This is a genomic window from Romboutsia hominis (assembly GCF_900002575.1).
In the GTDB taxonomy this organism is placed as follows: Bacteria; Bacillota; Clostridia; order Peptostreptococcales; family Peptostreptococcaceae; genus Romboutsia_C; species Romboutsia_C hominis.
This window is the reverse complement of the sequence record NZ_LN650648.1, coordinates 2,798,227-2,820,452: the sequence shown is the minus strand read 5'-3', so window position 1 is coordinate 2,820,452 and position 22,226 is coordinate 2,798,227. Positions and strand designations below refer to the sequence as shown.

Annotated in this window: 10 protein-coding genes, 30 tRNA genes and 6 rRNA genes; all 46 read left to right on the top strand. The window is 41.5% G+C overall.

The genetic code is table 11. The features are described from left to right. Positions 1–15 precede the first annotated feature (15 nt). The 46 genes from lysS to FRIFI_RS13480 all read left to right on the top strand — a co-directional run bounded on the left by lysS (position 16) and on the right by FRIFI_RS13480 (position 22,225). Positions 16–1,545: a lysine--tRNA ligase gene (gene lysS / locus FRIFI_RS13705; RefSeq protein WP_166506118.1), complete on the top strand. Its 1,530-nt coding sequence runs from the start codon at positions 16–18 to the stop codon at positions 1,543–1,545. Between the two features lie 356 nt (positions 1,546–1,901). Continuing rightward, on the top strand, positions 1,902–2,087 hold the full coding sequence (locus FRIFI_RS13700) for a hypothetical protein (RefSeq protein WP_092921510.1): 186 nt from the start codon (positions 1,902–1,904) through the stop codon (positions 2,085–2,087). 221 nt (positions 2,088–2,308) lie between these two features. Next, a 16S ribosomal RNA gene (locus FRIFI_RS13695) occupies positions 2,309–3,811 on the top strand. Positions 3,812–3,912: 101 nt separating this feature from the next. Beyond that, positions 3,913–3,988, top strand: a tRNA-Ala gene (locus FRIFI_RS13690). A gap of 90 nt (positions 3,989–4,078) precedes the next feature. Next, positions 4,079–6,981, top strand: a 23S ribosomal RNA gene (locus FRIFI_RS13685). Between the two features lie 129 nt (positions 6,982–7,110). Next, positions 7,111–7,227: ribosomal RNA gene (gene rrf, locus FRIFI_RS13680) — 5S ribosomal RNA — on the top strand. Positions 7,228–7,230: 3 nt separating this feature from the next. Further along, a tRNA-Glu gene (locus FRIFI_RS13675) sits at positions 7,231–7,305 on the top strand. 7 nt (positions 7,306–7,312) lie between these two features. Next, positions 7,313–7,388, top strand: a tRNA-Val gene (locus FRIFI_RS13670). Positions 7,389–7,394: 6 nt separating this feature from the next. Then, positions 7,395–7,471 (top strand) — tRNA-Asp (locus FRIFI_RS13665). Between the two features lie 15 nt (positions 7,472–7,486). After that, positions 7,487–7,562, top strand: a tRNA-Asn gene (locus FRIFI_RS13660). A gap of 4 nt (positions 7,563–7,566) precedes the next feature. Next, a tRNA-Thr gene (locus tag FRIFI_RS13655) sits at positions 7,567–7,641 on the top strand. A gap of 7 nt (positions 7,642–7,648) precedes the next feature. Continuing rightward, positions 7,649–7,733 (top strand) — tRNA-Tyr (locus tag FRIFI_RS13650). 13 nt (positions 7,734–7,746) lie between these two features. Continuing rightward, positions 7,747–7,820 (top strand) — tRNA-Gly (locus FRIFI_RS13645). Positions 7,821–7,836: 16 nt separating this feature from the next. Further along, a tRNA-Arg gene (locus FRIFI_RS13640) sits at positions 7,837–7,913 on the top strand. A 6-nt stretch (positions 7,914–7,919) separates the two neighbouring features. Beyond that, positions 7,920–7,995, top strand: a tRNA-Gln gene (locus FRIFI_RS13635). A 10-nt stretch (positions 7,996–8,005) separates the two neighbouring features. Beyond that, positions 8,006–8,081: transfer RNA gene (locus FRIFI_RS13630), tRNA-Lys, on the top strand. A gap of 4 nt (positions 8,082–8,085) precedes the next feature. Then, positions 8,086–8,174 (top strand) — tRNA-Ser (locus FRIFI_RS13625). 14 nt (positions 8,175–8,188) lie between these two features. Next, positions 8,189–8,279 (top strand) — tRNA-Ser (locus tag FRIFI_RS13620). Positions 8,280–8,290: 11 nt separating this feature from the next. Next, positions 8,291–8,367, top strand: a tRNA-Pro gene (locus FRIFI_RS13615). Between the two features lie 9 nt (positions 8,368–8,376). Beyond that, positions 8,377–8,453, top strand: a tRNA-Ile gene (locus FRIFI_RS13610). Positions 8,454–8,465: 12 nt separating this feature from the next. Further along, positions 8,466–8,541: transfer RNA gene (locus tag FRIFI_RS13605), tRNA-Trp, on the top strand. Positions 8,542–8,569: 28 nt separating this feature from the next. Beyond that, positions 8,570–8,646 (top strand) — tRNA-Pro (locus FRIFI_RS13600). Between the two features lie 7 nt (positions 8,647–8,653). Further along, positions 8,654–8,730 (top strand) — tRNA-Ile (locus FRIFI_RS13595). Between the two features lie 6 nt (positions 8,731–8,736). After that, positions 8,737–8,812: transfer RNA gene (locus FRIFI_RS13590), tRNA-Phe, on the top strand. Positions 8,813–8,818: 6 nt separating this feature from the next. Then, positions 8,819–8,895: transfer RNA gene (locus tag FRIFI_RS13585), tRNA-Met, on the top strand. Positions 8,896–9,016: 121 nt separating this feature from the next. Then, positions 9,017–10,519: ribosomal RNA gene (locus tag FRIFI_RS13580) — 16S ribosomal RNA — on the top strand. Positions 10,520–10,640: 121 nt separating this feature from the next. Further along, positions 10,641–10,716: transfer RNA gene (locus tag FRIFI_RS13575), tRNA-Ala, on the top strand. Between the two features lie 145 nt (positions 10,717–10,861). Beyond that, positions 10,862–13,764, top strand: a 23S ribosomal RNA gene (locus FRIFI_RS13570). A 123-nt stretch (positions 13,765–13,887) separates the two neighbouring features. Continuing rightward, positions 13,888–14,004 (top strand): 5S ribosomal RNA (gene rrf / locus FRIFI_RS13565). The 16S, 23S and 5S rRNA genes sit together here with 30 tRNA genes alongside, the layout of an rRNA operon. A gap of 5 nt (positions 14,005–14,009) precedes the next feature. Continuing rightward, positions 14,010–14,098 (top strand) — tRNA-Leu (locus FRIFI_RS13560). Between the two features lie 10 nt (positions 14,099–14,108). Further along, positions 14,109–14,184 (top strand) — tRNA-Met (locus FRIFI_RS13555). Positions 14,185–14,194: 10 nt separating this feature from the next. Continuing rightward, positions 14,195–14,269 (top strand) — tRNA-Glu (locus FRIFI_RS13550). A 9-nt stretch (positions 14,270–14,278) separates the two neighbouring features. Next, positions 14,279–14,352 (top strand) — tRNA-Gly (locus tag FRIFI_RS13545). A 10-nt stretch (positions 14,353–14,362) separates the two neighbouring features. After that, positions 14,363–14,438: transfer RNA gene (locus FRIFI_RS13540), tRNA-Val, on the top strand. Positions 14,439–14,443: 5 nt separating this feature from the next. Further along, positions 14,444–14,520: transfer RNA gene (locus FRIFI_RS13535), tRNA-Asp, on the top strand. Positions 14,521–14,535: 15 nt separating this feature from the next. Further along, positions 14,536–14,611: transfer RNA gene (locus FRIFI_RS13530), tRNA-Asn, on the top strand. Positions 14,612–14,619: 8 nt separating this feature from the next. Further along, positions 14,620–14,694: transfer RNA gene (locus tag FRIFI_RS13525), tRNA-Gly, on the top strand. A gap of 12 nt (positions 14,695–14,706) precedes the next feature. Further along, a tRNA-Arg gene (locus FRIFI_RS13520) sits at positions 14,707–14,783 on the top strand. 151 nt (positions 14,784–14,934) lie between these two features. Beyond that, entirely contained in the window at positions 14,935–15,777 is an 843-nt protein-coding gene (gene cdaA, locus FRIFI_RS13515) for a diadenylate cyclase CdaA (RefSeq protein ID WP_092921874.1), read from the top strand. Next, the gene (locus FRIFI_RS13510) at positions 15,774–16,949 is read left to right on the top strand and encodes a CdaR family protein (RefSeq protein ID WP_166506117.1); all 1,176 of its coding nucleotides are present in this window, start codon (positions 15,774–15,776) and stop codon (positions 16,947–16,949) included. The genes cdaA and FRIFI_RS13510 overlap by 4 nt, the downstream gene beginning before the upstream one ends. Positions 16,950–17,360: 411 nt before the next feature. Next, a complete protein-coding gene (gene ptb / locus FRIFI_RS13505) occupies positions 17,361–18,263 on the top strand; it encodes a phosphate butyryltransferase (RefSeq protein WP_166506116.1) in 903 nt (300 codons plus the stop codon). A 21-nt stretch (positions 18,264–18,284) separates the two neighbouring features. Further along, the gene (buk, locus tag FRIFI_RS13500) at positions 18,285–19,379 is read left to right on the top strand and encodes a butyrate kinase (RefSeq protein ID WP_166506115.1); all 1,095 of its coding nucleotides are present in this window, start codon (positions 18,285–18,287) and stop codon (positions 19,377–19,379) included. A 49-nt stretch (positions 19,380–19,428) separates the two neighbouring features. Further along, positions 19,429–20,106: an ATP-binding protein gene (locus FRIFI_RS13495; protein WP_176579626.1), complete on the top strand. Its 678-nt coding sequence runs from the start codon at positions 19,429–19,431 to the stop codon at positions 20,104–20,106. Between the two features lie 47 nt (positions 20,107–20,153). Beyond that, a complete protein-coding gene (locus FRIFI_RS13490) occupies positions 20,154–20,369 on the top strand; it encodes a 4Fe-4S binding protein (protein WP_092921884.1) in 216 nt (71 codons plus the stop codon). Between the two features lie 24 nt (positions 20,370–20,393). Beyond that, complete coding sequence (locus tag FRIFI_RS13485; RefSeq protein WP_166506114.1) at positions 20,394–21,470, top strand: 3-methyl-2-oxobutanoate dehydrogenase subunit VorB; 1,077 nt, start codon at positions 20,394–20,396, stop codon at positions 21,468–21,470. Then, entirely contained in the window at positions 21,470–22,225 is a 756-nt protein-coding gene (locus tag FRIFI_RS13480) for a thiamine pyrophosphate-dependent enzyme (RefSeq protein WP_092921888.1), read from the top strand. The genes FRIFI_RS13485 and FRIFI_RS13480 overlap by 1 nt, the downstream gene beginning before the upstream one ends. The last annotated feature ends 1 nt before the right edge of the window (position 22,226 follow it).

The following is a 22,226-nucleotide window of genomic DNA, read 5'->3' as shown; positions in this document are numbered from 1 at the left end:
TGGGAGGTAAAACAAATGAATAATGATCAACAAATGAATAATGATCAAACTCAAGAAGAACTTAGTGAAGTTCTTCAAATAAGAAGAGATAAGTTAGCTAAGCTACAAGAAATGGGAAGAGATCCTTTCCACCAAAGTAGATATGACAGAACTACTAACTCTATGGAAATAAAAAATAACTTTGAAGAATTTAAAGGAAAAGTAGTTAGAATAGCTGGACGTATAATGAGTAAGAGACTTCAAGGTAAAGCAGGATTCATCGATATACAAGATCAAGATGGAAGAATACAATGCTACGTTAGACTTGATAGAATAGGTGAAGAAGAGTATGCTATATTCTCTACATATGATATAGGAGATATAATAGGGCTTGAAGGTGAAGTATTCAAGACTAAAAAAGAAGAAATCTCTGTAAAAGCAAATGAAGTTGTTTTATTATCTAAATCACTTCAAATATTACCAGAAAAATATCATGGATTAAAAGACCAAGATTTAAGATATAGACAAAGATATGTTGACTTAATAGTTAACCCAGAAGTTAAAGATGCTTTCTTAACTAGAACTAAAGCATTAAAAGCTTTAAGATCTTTCCTAGATGAAAGAGGATTCTTAGAAGTTGAAACACCAATATTAAATACTATAGCTGGTGGGGCTAATGCTAGACCTTTCATAACTCATCACAATACACTAGATATACCTATGTACATGAGAATTGCCAACGAATTATACTTAAAGAGACTTATAGTTGGTGGATTTGATAAAGTATACGAAATGGGTAGAATGTTTAGAAATGAAGGTATGTCTATAAAGCATAACCCAGAGTATACTGCTATAGAATTATACCAAGCTTATGCAGATTACACAGATATGATGGATATAACTGAAAATGTTATAGCTTATATGGCTGAAGCTGCTACAGGAAGCATGAAGGTAAATTATCAAGGAACTGAAATAGACTTCACTCCTCCATGGAGAAGAATGACTATGGAAGACTGTGTTAAAGAATATACTGGTGTAGATTTCTCAAAAATAGACACAGATGAAGAGGCTTTAGCAGTTGCTAAAGAAAAAGGAATAGAAATAACTCCTGGAATGAGAAGAGGAGAAGTTATAAATGCAATGTTCGAAGAATTTGGAGAAGATAAGTTAATCCAACCTACATTTATAACTCACCATCCAGTTGAAGTATCTCCACTTGCTAAGAGAAATGTAGAAGATCCAAGAAAAACAGATAGATTCGAAGCATTCGCAAATAAGTGGGAATTAGCTAACGCATTCTCTGAGTTAAATGATCCAATAGATCAAAAAGAAAGATTTATGGACCAATTAAGAAAGAAAGAATTAGGAGATGACGAAGCTTGTGATATGGATGAAGATTTCGTAAATGCTCTAGAAGTAGGTCTTCCTCCAACTGGTGGATTAGGAATAGGTATAGATAGAGTTATGATGTTATTAACAAATTCTCCATCTATAAGAGACGTAATTTTATTCCCAACAATGAAACCAATAGATAACTCTACAAGCAACAAAGCAGACGAAGAATAGATTATGAATAAAAACCCTATAAAATAGCTTTTAAAAGCTATTTTATAGGGTTTTTATTTTGATTTAATGATAATTAAGGTTTAAATATAATATAGCGCTTACAACTAGAAGTAATGTATTTTAAGCGTTAAAAATCTTATTTACTATGCAAAAAATTGATAAAAGATTAAATAATAAAATATAATTTTTAGCAAGAATCATTAAAAAAATATACAAAATAGTGAAGAATATAGTATCCCAATGGGAGAAAGGATATTAAAAAAATAAAAAATGAAGATATATAGATTAATTTTTATAAAGGAAAGCTTAATAAAAATATAGAAAAATACATAAAATTAAGTTTAGGGGGAAATAGTATGTTTGGGGTTATGAATTGGATATGTTTAATATGTGTTAGTTTATTAGTTGGAGAAATTATGATTTATTTTTGCAAAGATGTAATAAAAATTTTAGATTTAAGTAAAAATAAAAAAGCTAGAAGTGTTGAAATTACTAAAGCTAGAGAACAAGTAAATATATATGAAACTAAGATAGCAAAATAAAATTAAAAAAAGTTTTGAAAAAGTGTTGACGTTATAAAAATAAGGTGGTATAGTATTACTTGTCCTTAAGAAAAAGGCAAAACGAAAAACACAAAATAAAGTGTAAATAAGAACTTTGAAAATTAAACAGTAGGTTAATTTATAATAACTGATTCTTAAAAGAATCGAAAACAAACCAAGCCAGATATTCAGATAATGATAGTCTGAGCAGGTAACAACTTTTATTTGAGAGTTTGATCCTGGCTCAGGATGAACGCTGGCGGCGTGCCTAACACATGCAAGTCGAGCGATTTACTTCGGTAAAGAGCGGCGGACGGGTGAGTAACGCGTGGGTAACCTGCCCTGTACACACGGATAACATACCGAAAGGTATGCTAATACGAGATAATATGTTTTTATCGCATGGTAAAAACATCAAAGCTTTTGCGGTACAGGATGGACCCGCGTCTGATTAGCTAGTTGGTAAGGTAATGGCTTACCAAGGCGACGATCAGTAGCCGACCTGAGAGGGTGATCGGCCACATTGGAACTGAGACACGGTCCAAACTCCTACGGGAGGCAGCAGTGGGGAATATTGCACAATGGGCGAAAGCCTGATGCAGCAACGCCGCGTGAGCGATGAAGGCCTTCGGGTCGTAAAGCTCTGTCCTCAAGGAAGATAATGACGGTACTTGAGGAGGAAGCCCCGGCTAACTACGTGCCAGCAGCCGCGGTAATACGTAGGGGGCTAGCGTTATCCGGAATTACTGGGCGTAAAGGGTGCGTAGGCGGTCTTTCAAGTCAGGAGTGAAAGGCTACGGCTCAACCGTAGTAAGCTCTTGAAACTGTAAGACTTGAGTGCAGGAGAGGAGAGTAGAATTCCTAGTGTAGCGGTGAAATGCGTAGATATTAGGAGGAATACCAGTTGCGAAGGCGGCTCTCTGGACTGTAACTGACGCTGAGGCACGAAAGCGTGGGGAGCAAACAGGATTAGATACCCTGGTAGTCCACGCCGTAAACGATGAGTACTAGCTGTCGGAGGTTACCCCCTTCGGTGGCGCAGCTAACGCATTAAGTACTCCGCCTGGGAAGTACGCTCGCAAGAGTGAAACTCAAAGGAATTGACGGGGACCCGCACAAGTAGCGGAGCATGTGGTTTAATTCGAAGCAACGCGAAGAACCTTACCTAAGCTTGACATCCTTTTGACCGATGCCTAATCGCATCTTTCCCTTCGGGGACAGAAGTGACAGGTGGTGCATGGTTGTCGTCAGCTCGTGTCGTGAGATGTTGGGTTAAGTCCCGCAACGAGCGCAACCCTTGCCTTTAGTTGCCATCATTAAGTTGGGCACTCTAGAGGGACTGCCAGGGATAACCTGGAGGAAGGTGGGGATGACGTCAAATCATCATGCCCCTTATGCTTAGGGCTACACACGTGCTACAATGGGTGGTACAGAGGGCAGCCAAACCGTGAGGTGGAGCTAATCCCTTAAAGCCATTCTCAGTTCGGATTGTAGGCTGAAACTCGCCTACATGAAGCTGGAGTTACTAGTAATCGCAGATCAGAATGCTGCGGTGAATGCGTTCCCGGGTCTTGTACACACCGCCCGTCACACCACGGAAGTTGGGGGCGCCCGAAGCCGGATAGCTAACCTTTTGGAAGTGTCCGTCGAAGGTGAAATCAATAACTGGGGTGAAGTCGTAACAAGGTAGCCGTATCGGAAGGTGCGGCTGGATCACCTCCTTTCTAAGGAGAATTACCTACTGTTTAATTTTGAGAGTTTTTATAAAAAATCTCTTGACAAAATTCGACAAATATAATAAAATGTTTATGTTGAAAAATGACATGGGGGTGTAGCTCAGCTGGGAGAGCACTTGCCTTGCACGCAAGGGGTCAGGAGTTCGATCCTCCTCATCTCCACCATTAGTACTTTGAAAACTGTATAACATTTAGTGATATGACATCATTTTTTATAAATAGACAAGAAAAGTCTTTAAAATAACTTTAATAACTGGTCAAGTTATTAAGGGTGCAGGGCGGATGCCTTGGCACTAGGAGCCGATGAAGGACGTGATAAGCTGCGATAAGCTTCGGGGAGTTGCACGTAAACTTTGATCCGAAGATTTCCGAATGAGGAAACTCACTTAGAGTAATGTCTAAGTATCGTTAAGTGAATACATAGCTTAGCGAGGGGAACCCGGGGAACTGAAACATCTAAGTACCTGGAGGAAGAGAAAGAAAAATCGATTCCGTAAGTAGCGGCGAGCGAACGCGGAACAGGCCAAACCAACAAAGTTTTCTTTGTTGGGGTTGCGGACATATCATCAAGGTCGAGGTCATCGTAGATGAAGAGAGTTGGAAAGCTCCGCTATAAAGTGTAACAGCCACGTAGTTGAAACGATAATTCGATAGATATGATCCAGAGTACCACGGGACACGTGAAACCCTGTGGGAAGCAGGAGGGACCATCCTCCAAGCCTAAATACTACCTAGTGACCGATAGCGCATAGTACCGTGAGGGAAAGGTGAAAAGAACCCCGGGAGGGGAGTGAAATAGAACCTGAAACCCTGCACTTACAAGCTGTGGGAGCACATTACTTGTGTGACCGCGTACTTTTTGTAGAACGGGCCAACGAGTTACGTTAAGTAGCAAGGTTAAGCACTTAAGGTGTGGAGCCGTAGCGAAAGCGAGTCTTAAATGGGCGATTTAAGTTACTTGACGTAGACCCGAAACCGGGCGACCTATCCATGAGCAGGTTGAAGCGAAAGTAAAATTTCGTGGAGGACCGAACCCACGAGCGTTGAAAAGCTCGGGGATGACTTGTGGATAGCGGTGAAATTCCAATCGAGCCCGGAGATAGCTGGTTCTCCCCGAAATAGCTTTAGGGCTAGCCTTGAGCTTAGAGAAACGGAGGTAGAGCACTGAATGTCCTAGGGGGTATTGCACTTACCGAAGACTATCAAACTCCGAATGCCGTCTTCTTTTGCTCAGGAGTCAGACTGTGGGTGATAAGATTCATAGTCAAGAGGGCAACAGCCCAGATCGTCAGCTAAGGTCCCTAAATGTACGTTAAGTGGTAAAGGATGTGGGATTGCACAGACAACCAGGATGTTGGCTTAGAAGCAGCCACTCATTTAAAGAGTGCGTAATAGCTCACTGGTCGAGTGATCCTGCGCCGAAAATTTCCGGGGCTAAAACGTACTACCGAAGCTACGGCATCATTTATGATGGGTAGGGGAGCTTCGTATGCAGGCTGAAGCATGACCGTAAGGACATGTGGACAGTATACGAGTGAGAATGTTGGCATGAGTAGCGAGACGTGGGTGAGAATCCCATGGGCCGTAAACCCAAGGTTTCCAGGGGAAGGTTCGTCCGCCCTGGGTTAGTCGGGACCTAAGCCGAGGCCGAAAGGCGTAGGTGATGGACAACAGGTTGATATTCCTGTACCACCAATAACCGTTTGAGGAATGGGATGACACAGTAGGATAAGCTAACCACACTGTTGGTTATGTGTGGCTAAGTACTGAGGCAGTCAAGATAGGCAAATCCGTCTTGATAATGCTAGGGTACGATGGGGAGCCCTTTTGGGCGAAGTAGCTGATTTCACACTGTCGAGAAAAGTCTCTACCGAGGTTAAAGGTGCCCGTACCGTAAACCGACACAGGTGGGTGAGGAGAGTATCCTAAGGCCAGCGAGAGAACTATTGTTAAGGAACTCGGCAAAATGACCCCGTAACTTAGGGATAAGGGGTGCCATCCTTTGGATGGCCGCAGAGAATAGGCCCAAGCGACTGTTTACCAAAAACACAGGTTTCTGCTAAGTCGCAAGACGATGTATAGGAGCTGACGCCTGCCCGGTGCTGGAAGGTTAAGGGGATCTGTTAGGAGTAATCCGAAGCAGTGAACTTAAGCCCCAGTAAACGGCGGCCGTAACTATAACGGTCCTAAGGTAGCGAAATTCCTTGTCGGGTAAGTTCCGACCCGCACGAAAGGCGTAACGATTTGGGCACTGTCTCAACAATAGACTCGGTGAAATTGTAATCCCGGTGAAGATGCCGGGTACCTGCGACAGGACGGAAAGACCCCATGGAGCTTTACTGTAGCTTGACGTTGGGTCTTGGTACTACATGTACAGGATAGGTGGGAGACTATGAAGCATGGACGCCAGTCTGTGTGGAGTCACCCTTGGGATACCACCCTTGTAGTACTGGGATCCTAACCAGAGGCCTTGAATCAGGTCTTGGGACACCGTCAGGTGGGCAGTTTGACTGGGGCGGTCGCCTCCCAAAAAGTAACGGAGGCGCTCAAAGGTTTCCTCAGCACGGTCGGAAATCGTGCGAAGAGTGTAAAGGCAAAAGGAAGCTTGATTGCAAGACATACAGGTCGAGCAAGGACGAAAGTCGGACTTAGTGATCCGGTGGTTCCGCATGGAAGGGCCATCGCTCAACGGATAAAAGCTACCCTGGGGATAACAGGCTTATCTCCCCCAAGAGTCCACATCGACGGGGAGGTTTGGCACCTCGATGTCGGCTCATCACATCCTGGGGCTGTAGTAGGTCCCAAGGGTTGGGCTGTTCGCCCATTAAAGTGGTACGCGAGCTGGGTTCAGAACGTCGTGAGACAGTTCGGTCCCTATCCGTCGCAGGCGTAGGAAATTTGAGGAGACCTGTCCTTAGTACGAGAGGACCGGGATGGACGTACCTCTGGTGTACCAGTTGTTCTGCCAAGGGCATGGCTGGGTAGCTATGTACGGAATGGATAAGCGCTGAAAGCATCTAAGCGCGAAGCCAACTTCAAGATAAGATTTCCCACCGTAAGGGTAAGACCCCAGGAAGACTACCTGGTTGATAGGTCGAAGGTGTAAGTGCAGTAATGTATTTAGCTTATCGATACTAATAGGTCGAGGACTTGACCAAAATAAAATGATAAAGCATTAAATGATATACAGTTTTCAGAGTATTAATTAAAAAACTTTGAAAAAAGTGTTGACAAAATATCATAAAAATGATATTATAATACTTGTTCTGATAAGAACGAAAACACAATGTAGTTATTATAGCAAAGAGGATACACCTGTTCCCATACCGAACACAGAAGTTAAGCTCTTTAGCGCTGATGGTACTTGGAGGGCGACCTCCTGGGAGAGTAAGACATAGCTACGTTGAGGCCCATTGGTCAAGCGGTCAAGACACCGCCCTTTCACGGCGGTAACAGGGGTTCGATTCCCCTATGGGTCACCAATATCCCGGGACTATAGCTCAGCTGGGAGAGCACCTGCCTTACAAGCAGGGGGTCACAGGTTCGAGCCCTGTTAGTCCCACCAATATGCGGCCTGGTAGTTCAGCTGGTTAGAATGCCAGCCTGTCACGCTGGAGGTCGAGGGTTCGAGTCCCTTCCAGGTCGCCACTTAATTAAATACGCGGGAATATGGCTCAGTTGGTAGAGCAATTGACTGTTAATCAATGGGTCACAGGTTCGAGTCCTGTTATTCCCGCCAATATGCTGGTGTGGCTCAACGGTAGAGCAGCTGACTTGTAATCAGCAGGTTGTAGGTTCGATTCCTATCACCAGCTCCATGAATACGGAGGATTTCCCGAGCGGCCAAAGGGGGCAGACTGTAAATCTGTTAGCATTGCTTTCGGTGGTTCGAATCCACCATCCTCCACCACTTAATTAAATATGCGGGTGTAGCTCAATGGTAGAGTTCCGGCCTTCCAAGCCGGCTGTGAGGGTTCGATCCCCTTCACCCGCTCCAAATTATTCTATAATGTGGGTGCATAGCTCAGCTGGATAGAGCAACGCCCTTCTAAGGCGTGTGTCCGGGGTTCGAATCCCTGTGCGCTCACCACTTTATAGGGGATTCGCCAAGTCGGTAAGGCATAGCACTTTGACTGCTACATGCGTAGGTTCGAGTCCTGCATCCCCTGCCAAATTTAATATGACCCATTAGCTCAGTCGGTAGAGCACCTGACTTTTAATCAGGGTGTCCCGCGTTCGAGTCGCGGATGGGTCACCAATGTGGAGAGGTGTCCGAGTGGTTTAAGGAGCTGGTCTTGAAAACCAGTGATGCTTAACGGCACCGTGGGTTCGAATCCCACCCTCTCCGCCATTAACTAAATAAACGGAGAAGTACTCAAGTGGCTCAAGAGGAACCCCTGCTAAGGGTTTAGGCTGGGTAACCGGTGCGAGGGTTCGAATCCCTCCTTCTCCGCCATTATTTTTTTTCGAGGTGTAGCGCAGTTTGGTAGCGCACATGGTTTGGGACCATGGGGCCGGGGGTTCGAGTCCCTTCACCTCGACCAAAAAAATGTGGGCCATTAGCTCAGTTGGTTAGAGCGCCCGGCTCATAACCGGTAGGTCTGGGGTTCGAGTCCCTGATGGCCCACCACATTTTTTTTATAGGGGTGTAGCTCAGTTGGTAGAGCGTCGGTCTCCAAAACCGTGCGCCGGGGGTTCGAGTCCCTCCACCCCTGCCAATTAATTTCTATAAAAAATAAAGAATTTCGAGGTGTAGCGCAGTTTGGTAGCGCACATGGTTTGGGACCATGGGGCCGGGGGTTCGAGTCCCTTCACCTCGACCAAAAAAATGGGCCTATAGCTCAGGTGGTTAGAGCGCACGCCTGATAAGCGTGAGGTCGCTGGTTCGAGTCCAGCTAGGCCCACCAAGGTGCGCCCAGATAGCTCAGTCGGTAGAGCAGGGGACTGAAAATCCCCGTGTCGGTGGTTCGATTCCGCCTCTGGGCACCATATCGTGGCGGTATAGCTTAGTTGGCTAGAGCGTTCGGTTCATACCCGAAAGGTCACAGGTTCGACTCCTGTTACCGCTACCATGTAGATTTAAGAACTTTGAAAATTAAACAGTAGGTTAATTTATATAACTGATTCTTAAAAGAATCGAAAACAAACCAAGCCAGATATTCAGATAATGATAGTCTGAGCAGGTAACAACTTTTATTTGAGAGTTTGATCCTGGCTCAGGATGAACGCTGGCGGCGTGCCTAACACATGCAAGTCGAGCGATTTACTTCGGTAAAGAGCGGCGGACGGGTGAGTAACGCGTGGGTAACCTGCCCTGTACACACGGATAACATACCGAAAGGTATGCTAATACGAGATAACATGAGAGAGTTGCATGGCTTTCTTATCAAAGCTTTTGCGGTACAGGATGGACCCGCGTCTGATTAGCTAGTTGGTAAGGTAACGGCTTACCAAGGCGACGATCAGTAGCCGACCTGAGAGGGTGATCGGCCACATTGGAACTGAGACACGGTCCAAACTCCTACGGGAGGCAGCAGTGGGGAATATTGCACAATGGGCGAAAGCCTGATGCAGCAACGCCGCGTGAGCGATGAAGGCCTTCGGGTCGTAAAGCTCTGTCCTCAAGGAAGATAATGACGGTACTTGAGGAGGAAGCCCCGGCTAACTACGTGCCAGCAGCCGCGGTAATACGTAGGGGGCTAGCGTTATCCGGAATTACTGGGCGTAAAGGGTGCGTAGGCGGTCTTTCAAGTCAGGAGTGAAAGGCTACGGCTCAACCGTAGTAAGCTCTTGAAACTGTAAGACTTGAGTGCAGGAGAGGAGAGTAGAATTCCTAGTGTAGCGGTGAAATGCGTAGATATTAGGAGGAATACCAGTTGCGAAGGCGGCTCTCTGGACTGTAACTGACGCTGAGGCACGAAAGCGTGGGGAGCAAACAGGATTAGATACCCTGGTAGTCCACGCCGTAAACGATGAGTACTAGCTGTCGGAGGTTACCCCCTTCGGTGGCGCAGCTAACGCATTAAGTACTCCGCCTGGGAAGTACGCTCGCAAGAGTGAAACTCAAAGGAATTGACGGGGACCCGCACAAGTAGCGGAGCATGTGGTTTAATTCGAAGCAACGCGAAGAACCTTACCTAAGCTTGACATCCTTTTGACCGATGCCTAATCGCATCTTTCCCTTCGGGGACAGAAGTGACAGGTGGTGCATGGTTGTCGTCAGCTCGTGTCGTGAGATGTTGGGTTAAGTCCCGCAACGAGCGCAACCCTTGCCTTTAGTTGCCAGCATTAAGTTGGGCACTCTAGAGGGACTGCCAGGGATAACCTGGAGGAAGGTGGGGATGACGTCAAATCATCATGCCCCTTATGCTTAGGGCTACACACGTGCTACAATGGGTGGTACAGAGGGCAGCCAAACCGTGAGGTGGAGCTAATCCCTTAAAGCCATTCTCAGTTCGGATTGTAGGCTGAAACTCGCCTACATGAAGCTGGAGTTACTAGTAATCGCAGATCAGAATGCTGCGGTGAATGCGTTCCCGGGTCTTGTACACACCGCCCGTCACACCACGGAAGTTGGGGGCGCCCGAAGCCGGATAGCTAACCTTTTGGAAGCGTCCGTCGAAGGTGAAATCAATAACTGGGGTGAAGTCGTAACAAGGTAGCCGTATCGGAAGGTGCGGCTGGATCACCTCCTTTCTAAGGAGAATTACCTACTGTTTAATTTTGAGGGTTTTTATTTTTTTTGTTAAAAATGAAAATTCTATATTGACAATTTTCACATAAGATAGTAAAATATCTAATGTTGAAAAGACAACTTGGGGGTGTAGCTCAGCTGGGAGAGCACTTGCCTTGCACGCAAGGGGTCAGGAGTTCGATCCTCCTCATCTCCACCATTAGTACTTTGAAAACTGTATAACATTTAGTGATATGACATCATTTTTTATAAATAGACAAGAAAAGTCTTTAAAATAACTTTAAGCAATGGAATAAACTGAGTGAATACGAAGTTTGTTCATTCGCGATAACTTTTTAATAACTGGTCAAGTTATTAAGGGTGCAGGGCGGATGCCTTGGCACTAGGAGCCGATGAAGGACGTGATAAGCTGCGATAAGCTTCGGGGAGTTGCACGTAAACTTTGATCCGAAGATTTCCGAATGAGGAAACTCACTTAGAGTAATGTCTAAGTATCGTTAAGTGAATACATAGCTTAGCGAGGGGAACCCGGGGAACTGAAACATCTAAGTACCTGGAGGAAGAGAAAGAAAAATCGATTCCGTAAGTAGCGGCGAGCGAACGCGGAACAGGCCAAACCAACAAAGTTTTCTTTGTTGGGGTTGCGGACATATCATCAACGAAGAGGCTATTGTAGACGAAGAGAGTTGGAAAGCTCCGCTATAAAGTGTAACAGCCACGTAGTCAAAACGAGAAGACTTCAGATATGATCCAGAGTACCACGGGACACGTGAAACCCTGTGGGAAGCAGGAGGGACCATCCTCCAAGCCTAAATACTACCTAGTGACCGATAGCGCATAGTACCGTGAGGGAAAGGTGAAAAGAACCCCGGGAGGGGAGTGAAATAGAACCTGAAACCCTGCACTTACAAGCTGTGGGAGCACATTACTTGTGTGACCGCGTACTTTTTGTAGAACGGGCCAACGAGTTACGTTAAGTAGCAAGGTTAAGCACTTAAGGTGTGGAGCCGTAGCGAAAGCGAGTCTTAAATGGGCGATTTAAGTTACTTGACGTAGACCCGAAACCGGGCGACCTATCCATGAGCAGGTTGAAGCGAAAGTAAAATTTCGTGGAGGACCGAACCCACGAGCGTTGAAAAGCTCGGGGATGACTTGTGGATAGCGGTGAAATTCCAATCGAGCCCGGAGATAGCTGGTTCTCCCCGAAATAGCTTTAGGGCTAGCCTTGAGCTTAGAGAAACGGAGGTAGAGCACTGAATGTCCTAGGGGGTATTGCACTTACCGAAGACTATCAAACTCCGAATGCCGTCTTCTTTTGCTCAGGAGTCAGACTGTGGGTGATAAGATTCATAGTCAAGAGGGCAACAGCCCAGATCGTCAGCTAAGGTCCCTAAATGTACGTTAAGTGGTAAAGGATGTGGGATTGCACAGACAACCAGGATGTTGGCTTAGAAGCAGCCACTCATTTAAAGAGTGCGTAATAGCTCACTGGTCGAGTGATCCTGCGCCGAAAATTTCCGGGGCTAAAACGTACTACCGAAGCTACGGCATCATTTATGATGGGTAGGGGAGCTTCGTATGCAGGCTGAAGCATGACCGTAAGGACATGTGGACAGTATACGAGTGAGAATGTTGGCATGAGTAGCGAGACGTGGGTGAGAATCCCACGGGCCGTAAACCCAAGGTTTCCAGGGGAAGGTTCGTCCGCCCTGGGTTAGTCGGGACCTAAGCCGAGGCCGAAAGGCGTAGGTGATGGACAACAGGTTGATATTCCTGTACCACCAATAACCGTTTGAGGAATGGGATGACACAGTAGGATAAGCTAACCACACTGTTGGTTATGTGTGGCTAAGTACTGAGGCAGTCAAGATAGGCAAATCCGTCTTGATAATGCTAGGGTACGATGGGGAGCCCTTTCGGGCGAAGTAGCTGATTTCACACTGTCGAGAAAAGTCTCTACCGAGGTTAAAGGTGCCCGTACCGTAAACCGACACAGGTGGGTGAGGAGAGTATCCTAAGGCCAGCGAGAGAACTATTGTTAAGGAACTCGGCAAAATGACCCCGTAACTTAGGGATAAGGGGTGCCATCCATTGGATGGCCGCAGAGAATAGGCCCAAGCGACTGTTTACCAAAAACACAGGTTTCTGCTAAGTCGCAAGACGATGTATAGGAGCTGACGCCTGCCCGGTGCTGGAAGGTTAAGGGGATCTGTTAGGAGTAATCCGAAGCAGTGAACTTAAGCCCCAGTAAACGGCGGCCGTAACTATAACGGTCCTAAGGTAGCGAAATTCCTTGTCGGGTAAGTTCCGACCCGCACGAAAGGCGTAACGATTTGGGCACTGTCTCAACAATAGACTCGGTGAAATTGTAATCCCGGTGAAGATGCCGGGTACCTGCGACAGGACGGAAAGACCCCATGGAGCTTTACTGTAGCTTGACGTTGGGTCTTGGTACTACATGTACAGGATAGGTGGGAGACTATGAAGCATGGACGCCAGTCTGTGTGGAGTCACCCTTGGGATACCACCCTTGTAGTACTGGGATCCTAACCAGAGGCCTTGAATCAGGTCTTGGGACACCGTCAGGTGGGCAGTTTGACTGGGGCGGTCGCCTCCCAAAAAGTAACGGAGGCGCTCAAAGGTTTCCTCAGCACGGTCGGAAATCGTGCGAAGAGTGTAAAGGCAAAAGGAAGCTTGATTGCAAGACATACAGGTCGAGCAAGGACGAAAGTCGGACTTAGTGATCCGGTGGTTCCGCATGGAAGGGCCATCGCTCAACGGATAAAAGCTACCCTGGGGATAACAGGCTTATCTCCCCCAAGAGTCCACATCGACGGGGAGGTTTGGCACCTCGATGTCGGCTCATCACATCCTGGGGCTGTAGTAGGTCCCAAGGGTTGGGCTGTTCGCCCATTAAAGTGGTACGCGAGCTGGGTTCAGAACGTCGTGAGACAGTTCGGTCCCTATCCGTCGCAGGCGTAGGAAATTTGAGGAGACCTGTCCTTAGTACGAGAGGACCGGGATGGACGTACCTCTGGTGTACCAGTTGTTCTGCCAAGGGCATGGCTGGGTAGCTATGTACGGAATGGATAAGCGCTGAAAGCATCTAAGCGCGAAGCCAACTTCAAGATAAGATTTCCCACCGTAAGGGTAAGACCCCAGGAAGACTACCTGGTTGATAGGTCGAAGGTGTAAGTGCAGTAATGTATTTAGCTTATCGATACTAATAGGTCGAGGACTTGACCAAAATCATTAACTAAATGATATACAGTTTTCAGAGTATTAATTAAAAAACTTTGAAAAAAATGTTGACAAAATATCATAAAAATGATATTATAATACTTGTCCTAGAGAGGACAACAACATATTATGTGGTTATTATAGCAAAGAGGATACACCTGTTCCCATACCGAACACAGAAGTTAAGCTCTTTAGCGCTGATGGTACTTGGAGGGCGACCTCCTGGGAGAGTAAGACGTAGCCACGTGGTATGCCGAAGTGGCGGAACTGGCAGACGCACAGGACTTAAAATCCTGCGGGACTTACCTCTCGTACCGGTTCGATTCCGGTCTTCGGCACCAACTTTAATATCGCGGGGTGGAGCAGTTGGCAGCTCGTCGGGCTCATAACCCGAAGGTCGCAGGTTCGAGTCCTGCCTCCGCAACCAAATAAAATATGGCCCATTGGTCAAGCGGTCAAGACACCGCCCTTTCACGGCGGTAACAGGGGTTCGATTCCCCTATGGGTCACCAATTTAATACGCGGGTGTAGCTCAATGGTAGAGTTCCGGCCTTCCAAGCCGGCTGTGAGGGTTCGATCCCCTTCACCCGCTCCAAATAACTTATGGGACTATAGCTCAGCTGGGAGAGCACCTGCCTTACAAGCAGGGGGTCACAGGTTCGAGCCCTGTTAGTCCCACCATTCGCGGCCTGGTAGTTCAGCTGGTTAGAATGCCAGCCTGTCACGCTGGAGGTCGAGGGTTCGAGTCCCTTCCAGGTCGCCACTTAATTTAATACGCGGGAATATGGCTCAGTTGGTAGAGCAATTGACTGTTAATCAATGGGTCACAGGTTCGAGTCCTGTTATTCCCGCCATTGAATCTGCGGGAATAGTTCAGCGGTAGAGCGCAACCTTGCCAAGGTTGAAGTCGCGAGTTCGAATCTCGTTTCCCGCTCCATTTTAATTACATGGGTGCATAGCTCAGCTGGATAGAGCAACGCCCTTCTAAGGCGTGTGTCCGGGGTTCGAATCCCTGTGCGCTCACCAATATAAAGTTTCACTATAGTGAAACTTTTTTTTATGTTTATTTTTAAATTATAAAAAATGATAGGAGCTAAATAGTTTGTATATACTTATATTAATATAGTATAATACTTAATATAGTAATGAAGAAGCTGTCAAACAGGAGGACAAAACTGTGTTGGATATAAATTCTTTTTTCAGTGGTTTTTTGGATATTATCAATAAAGTAACTGTAAATGATATTATAGATATATCCATAGTAGCATATATATTTTATAAAATATTTATGTTTATAAAGGATACAAGAGCAGAGCAAGTTTTAAAAGGAATAATATTTTTATTAGTAGCGACTCAGTTGAGCGAGACTTTTAAATTGCATACACTTCACTGGCTATTAGTAAATGCTCTTGAGATTGGTTTTTTAGCTGCGATAATAATATTCCAGCCAGAACTTAGAGCAGGACTTGAACATATAGGTAGGACGAGATTTAAATTCTTTCTAAAAGGAAGTCCTAATACATCTGAAGAAACATTTAATAAAATGATAGAAGAGATTGTCGAGGCTTTATATTCACTATCAAGACAAAAAATAGGAGCTCTTATTATAATGGAAAGAGAAACTAAGATAGGTGATATAATAAATACGGGAACTATAATAGATGCAGAGGTATCAAGACAATTACTAATTAATATATTTATTCCAAATACACCATTACATGATGGAGCAGTTGTCATTAGAGATTCAAAGGTAAAAGCTGCTGCATGTTTCCTTCCTTTAACAGAGAGTAAAGACTTAAGTAAGGATCTAGGAACACGACATAGAGCAGCAGTCGGAGTAAGTGAAGTTTCTGACTGTATATCCCTTATAGTATCAGAAGAAACAGGGGATGTATCAATTGCAAAAGCGGGAAAAATATATAGAAATATACCAAAAGAAAGAATGGAAAGTATACTTAAGAAAAATTTAAAGCCTAAAGTTGATGAAAAAAGCTTTTTAAAAGGTGGGATATTTAAATGATGAATAAATTAAAGCATAATACAAAAATAAAATTAATATCCCTGCTTAGCGCAATAACATTATGGCTATATGTAATGGCAATAGTGGATCCGACGGATACTAAGCTATTTGAGAATGTCCCTATAGTTATAAGTAATATGAATGAATTAAAAGAAAAAGGTTTTGTAATTTATCCAGATGGAGAATTGACTATTGATGTTTCTATTTCCGGCAAATTATCTAAGATACAAAAGGTAAAAAAAGAAGATATACACGTTTATGGTACTATAGAAAATCCTATGGAAGGAAAAAATCAAGTATACTTAAGGGTACCGACTTTGCCAGGAATGACTCATGAGCTAAAGAGTAATGTTATAGCAGTTAATTTAGATAAAATAGTACAAGAAAATAAAAATATAGAAGTTAAATTAGAAGGAAATTCTAAAGGTAATATAGATAAAGTAAGTATAGATGGAGATAAAAAGAGCATAGAAGTATCAGGTCCAAGGACTTTAGTGAATGAGGTAACTAAAGTGATTGGAGTATTAGATGTAGGCTCAAGAACACAAGATTTTTCAAGTGAAATTAATTTAACACCAGTAGATAAAAATGGAAATAAAGTTAAAGGCGTAAAGTTATATCAATCAACATTAAAAGTATCAGCAACGTTATTAAAAGAAAAAACTGTTCCAATAAGGGTTAAATTAAAAGAAAATACATCAGATAATGAAAAAGTACCGAGTTATGAGCTTAGTAAAAGCAATATCATCATAAAAGGGAGTAAAGATTTAATCGATGGTATAGAATATATAGAAACTAAAGAGGTTAATTTAGATGATATAACATCTGGATTTCCTAAGGATGTAGAGTTAAATATTCCAAAAGGTATATCATCAGATACAAAATATATTACTATAAAGCTTAATGGCGATAAATCATTACAGAAGGAATTTACTTATAGCAAAGATGAAATAGAATTAAGAAATTCAGATGGTAAGAATACATCAGATATCGATATTCCAGAATCTGTAAGGGTTACTGTTGATTATCCTAGCACAATAGAAAACTTAGAAAAATCAGATATAAAACTATACATAGATTTATCTAAGCCAAATGAAAATCAAAAATATAAGATAGAATATGATTCTAGTTATAAATTTAATAAAATAGTTATAGATCCAAGTGAGATATAATAATATAAAGACATAAGAAAATATAGTATTTTTCTTATGTCTTTTTTAATTAATATGAAATAATATGGCTCTTAGATTTACTAAAATAGTTTACTAACATATCAGCAAATAAAAAAATAATTAAAAATCTGTCAATTATAAAGGATTATAATTATTAAAGGTATAATTATACATAATGATATATATTGAAGATTTTTTAAAAGGATAATTGACATTATATAAAAGTGAAATAATTCTGAAAATTTAAAAATTATAAATATAGTGGGAAAACGTTGGTAGAATATATATAATATAGGTATGAGACAAATTAGTAATTAGCTTAAAAATTAACAGAATTAAGGGGATAGAGATGTTTATTAAAAGCTAAACGTACCAATCTATATTTATTGCATACAAAATGGGGTGGATTAGATGAAAAACTTTACAGAAGTAATAAAATTCGCTAAGGAAAGAGGTCCTAAAATTATCTCTGTAGCATGTTGCCAAGATAAAGAGGTATTAATGGCAGTAGAAATGGCGAGAAAAGAAGGGATAGCAAAGGCTATATTAGTAGGGGATATAGAAAAAACGAGAGAAATAGCAAATGATGTAGGTATAGACCTTAATAACTATGAACTAAAAGATATAAAAGATTTATCAGAAGCGTCATTAAAAGCAGTAGAATTAGTATCTCAAGGAAAAGCTGATATGGTAATGAAAGGCTTAGTAGATACATCTATAATTCTAAAGGCTGTATTAAATAAAGAGGTTGGTTTAAGAACAGGGAATGTACTAAGCCATGTAGCTGTATTTGATGTAGAAGGTTATGATAGATTATTCTTTATAACTGATGCAGCTATGAACTTATCACCAGATGTAAATATCAAAAAACAAATCATAGAAAATTCATGCACGGTAGCTCATGCACTCGATATCAACACACCAAAAGTAGCAGCATTATGTGCTAAAGAAAAAGTAAATCCTAAAATGCAAGATACAATAGATGCCAAAGAATTAGAAGAAATGTGTGAAAAAGGCGAAATAAAAGGATGCATAGTAGGAGGTCCATTTGCATTAGACAATGCTGTATCAATAGAAGCCGCAAATCATAAGGGAATAAATCATCCAGTAGCAGGTAAAGCAGATATATTATTAGCTCCAGATATAGAAGCTGGAAATATATTATATAAATCATTAGTATTTTTCTCAAAATCTAAAAATGCAGGTGTGATAGTAGGGGCTAAAGCGCCTATTATATTAACATCAAGAGCAGACAATGAAGAAACTAAACTAAATTCTATAGCATTAGGGGTATTAATGGCAGCTAAAGCCTAGTTTATTAAGGGGGTAACACAATTGAATAAGGTATTCAAAATATTAACTATAAATCCTGGTTCAACATCAACGAAGATTGCAGTATTTGATAATGAGGATTTAGTCTTTGAAAAAACTTTAAGACATTCTTCTGAAGAAATAGGCAAGTATGAGAAGATTTCAGATCAGTTTGAGTTTAGAAAAACAGTGATTGAAGATGCATTAACAGAAGGTGGAATAAAAACATCTGATTTAGATGCAGTAGTAGGTAGAGGTGGACTTCTTAAGCCTATAGAAGGTGGAACTTATATTGTTAATGAAGCTATGATTGATGACTTAAAGGTTGGTGTATTAGGGGAACATGCATCAAATCTAGGCGGAATTATAGCAAAAGAAATAGGAGATACAGTAAATGTACCATCTTACATAGTTGATCCAGTAGTTGTAGATGAAATGGATGATGTAGCTAGAATATCAGGGAGTGAAGATATAGATAGAAAGAGTATATTCCATGCTTTAAACCAAAAGGCTACTGCTAGAAGAGCAGCTAAAGAATTAGAAAAAGAGTATTTTGACTGTAACTTTATAGTAGCACATATGGGTGGAGGAATATCTGTTGGAGCACATGAAAAAGGTAAAGTAATAGATGTTGCCAATGCTTTAGATGGAGAAGGGCCATTTTCACCAGAGAGAAGTGGTGGATTACCGGTCGGAGACTTAGTGAAGATGTGCTTTAGTGGAAAATACACTCAAGATGAAATAAAGAAAAAGATAAAAGGAAATGGTGGTCTAGTAGGATACTTAAATACTAATGATGGTAGAGAAGTTGAATCTAGAATAGAAGTTGGTGATGAAAAAGCTAAATTAGTATATGAAGCTATGGCTTACCAAGTAAGTAAAGAAATAGGTTCTTGTGCATCAGTATTAAAAGGTAATGTAGATGCAATCCTTTTAACTGGTGGAATAGCTTACTCTAAGATGTTTACAGGAATGATTAAAGAGAGAGTTAATTTTATATCTGATGTAAAAGTTTACCCAGGTGAAGATGAAATGATAGCATTAGCTCAAGGTGGACTTAGAGTATTAAATAAAGAAGAAGAACCAAAAAATTATGGATATGAAGTTCAATATAGTTAATGATATAAATTTAATATAAATACAAAATTGACTTAATAGGTGGTAACTAATGATAATAGATGATAAGAGGATAAGAATTATAATAGGACACTATGGTAGTGGTAAAAGTGAGTTTGCTATGAACTATGTTACCAAATTAAGAAATGAGGTAGAAGGTAAAGTTGCCTTATCAGATTTAGATGTAGTAAATGTTTATTTTAGAACAAGGGAAAAAAAGGATTTGTTAAATTCTTTAGATATCCTTCCTATATATAGTTCAATAGACGCACCAACTTTAGATTTACCAGCTATATCTCCTCAAATAATGTCACCAATAACAGATAGTTCTTATAGTTATGTTATGGATGTAGGAGGGGACAACGTAGGAGCTAGAGTGGTAGGTAGATTCCACGAATTAATAGAAAAAGCTGACTACGATATGTTTTGCGTAGTAAACGCTAATAGAGAATATACTCAGTCAGTAGAAGATGTAATAGGTCATATAAGAGCAATTGAGAAATCTTCTGGTCTTAAGGTTACTGGGCTAGTAAACAATACACATTTAGTAAGGTCAACTACAATTGATGATGTTTTAAAAGGTCAAAAATTAGTTGAGCAAGTGTCTAGACAGTATGATATACCAGTTAAATATATAGTATGTTTAGAAGAATTAGTTCCACAACTTCCAGAAGGTTTAGAGGGAGAAATTTTCCCTATCAAGCTTTATATGAGAGAAGCTTGGATGTAGTTTATTAGTAAAATAATTATAAATTTTTCTAAGGGGGACAAAGGAATATGGCTAAGGGAACTGTAACTTTCAATCAAGACCTTTGTAAAGGATGTGCATTATGTGTAGCTGCATGTCCAAAGCAAATAGTAGTAATTGATAATAACAAAATCAACAAAAAGGGATACAATCCAGCTACAGTAGTAGAAATGGATAAATGTATAGGTTGTTCAAACTGTGCGACTATGTGTCCAGATGCAGTTATAACAGTTGAGAGAGACTAATTAAAATATAAGGGGGATTTGTAAATGGCTAAGATACTTATGAAGGGTAACGAAGCATTTGGGAAAGCAGCTATAGAAGCTGGATGTAAATATTTCTTCGGTTATCCAATAACACCACAAAATGAGTTACCAGAATATATGTCTAAAGAACTACCTAATGTTGGAGGAGTATTTGTTCAAGCTGAATCAGAAGTTTCTGCTATAAACATGATATATGGTGGAGCAGGAGCAGGAGCTAGAGTTATGACTTCTTCATCTTCACCAGGAATAGCTTTAAAACAAGAAGGTATAACTTATGCAGCAGGTGCTGAATTACCATGTGTTGTAGTTAACGTAATGAGAGGTGGTCCAGGACTTGGAGGAATACAACCTTCTCAATCTGACTACTTTATGTCTACAAGAGGTGGAGGAAATGGAGATTATAGAACTCCAGTTTATGCTCCAGCTACAGTTCAAGAAGCTGTTGATATGATAATGGAAGCTTTCAATGTTGCTGATTACTATAGAACTCCAGTTATGGTAGTTGCAGATGGTATGATAGGACAAATGATGGAGCCAGTAGAATTTAAAGCTCCTAAAACTAGAGAATTAAAACCTAAAGATTGGGCTACAGTAGGAACTAAAGGAGAAAGAAAGCCTAATATAATAAATTCTTTATACTTACAACCAGATGAACTAGAAAAACACTGTATAAAGCTAGAAGCTAAGTACAGAGAAATAGAAAAAAATGAAGTTGATTATGAAATGTATAAGACTGAAGATGCTGAATTAGTATTTGTAGCTTATGGTACTACAGCAAGAATAGTTAAAAATTCTATAGATATGTTAAGAGAAGAAGGAATCAAAGCTGGTTTAATAAGACCTAAGACTTTATGGCCATTCCCATTTGAAGCATTCAATCAAATACCAGAAGCTAAAAGCTTATTAACTGTTGAAATGAGTATGGGGCAAATGGTAGAGGATGTAAGATTAGCTGTTGAAGGAAGATTACCTGTACACTTCTACGGAAGAGCAGGAGGAATGATACCTGATCCAGAAAGTATAGCTAATAAAGCAAAAGAAGTAATGGAAAGTGAATTAGCTGTAGGAGGTGCTAGATAATGTCAGTTGTATTTAAGAAAACTAAGGGATTAACAGATGCTCAAACACACTACTGCCCAGGATGTACTCATGGTATAATCCACAGATTAGTAGGAGAAGTATTAGAAGAGTTAGATGTATTAGGAGACACTATAGGTGTAGCTCCAGTTGGATGTTCAGTTTTAGCATACAACTATTTTAATTGTGATATGCAAGAAGCATCTCATGGTAGAGCTCCAGCAGCAGCTACTGGAATAAAGAGAGTTCATCCAGATAAGACAGTATTTACATACCAAGGAGATGGAGACTTAGCATCTATAGGTACAGCTGAAATAGTTCATGCAGCAGCTAGAGGTGAAAAATTCACTACAATATTCGTAAATAATGCTATATATGGAATGACTGGTGGGCAAATGGCTCCAACTACATTAGTTGGACAAAAAGCTACAACAGCTCCATATGGTAGACAAATAGATAAGCAAGGATTCCCAATAAGAATGAGTGAAATGCTAGCTACATTACCAGGTGCAGTGTTTGTAGAAAGAGTTTCTGTAGATACTCCTGCTAATGTTAGAAAAGCTAAAAAAGCTATAAAGAAAGCATTCGAAGTACAACAAGCAGGACTTGGATTTGGTATAGTAGAAGTTTTATCTACATGTCCAACTAACTGGGGATTAAATCCAAATGATGCATTACAATGGTTAAGAGATAATATGATGCCATACTATCCAATAGGCAATATAAAAGATGTTGAAATCGCTGAGGAGGTGAAGTAAT

Excerpts from the sequence above, each read along its gene's own strand:
- lysS (WP_166506118.1), top strand. The coding sequence starts at position 16 with ATGAATAATGATCAACAAATGAATAATGATCAAACTCAAGAAGAACTT.
- FRIFI_RS13700 (WP_092921510.1), top strand. The coding sequence starts at position 1,902 with ATGTTTGGGGTTATGAATTGGATATGTTTAATATGTGTTAGTTTATTA.
- FRIFI_RS13510 (WP_166506117.1), top strand. The coding sequence starts at position 15,774 with ATGATGAATAAATTAAAGCATAATACAAAAATAAAATTAATATCCCTG.
- ptb (WP_166506116.1), top strand. The coding sequence starts at position 17,361 with ATGAAAAACTTTACAGAAGTAATAAAATTCGCTAAGGAAAGAGGTCCT.
- FRIFI_RS13495 (WP_176579626.1), top strand. The coding sequence starts at position 19,429 with ATGATAATAGATGATAAGAGGATAAGAATTATAATAGGACACTATGGT.
- FRIFI_RS13490 (WP_092921884.1), top strand. The coding sequence starts at position 20,154 with ATGGCTAAGGGAACTGTAACTTTCAATCAAGACCTTTGTAAAGGATGT.
- FRIFI_RS13485 (WP_166506114.1), top strand. The coding sequence starts at position 20,394 with ATGGCTAAGATACTTATGAAGGGTAACGAAGCATTTGGGAAAGCAGCT.
- FRIFI_RS13480 (WP_092921888.1), top strand. The coding sequence starts at position 21,470 with ATGTCAGTTGTATTTAAGAAAACTAAGGGATTAACAGATGCTCAAACA.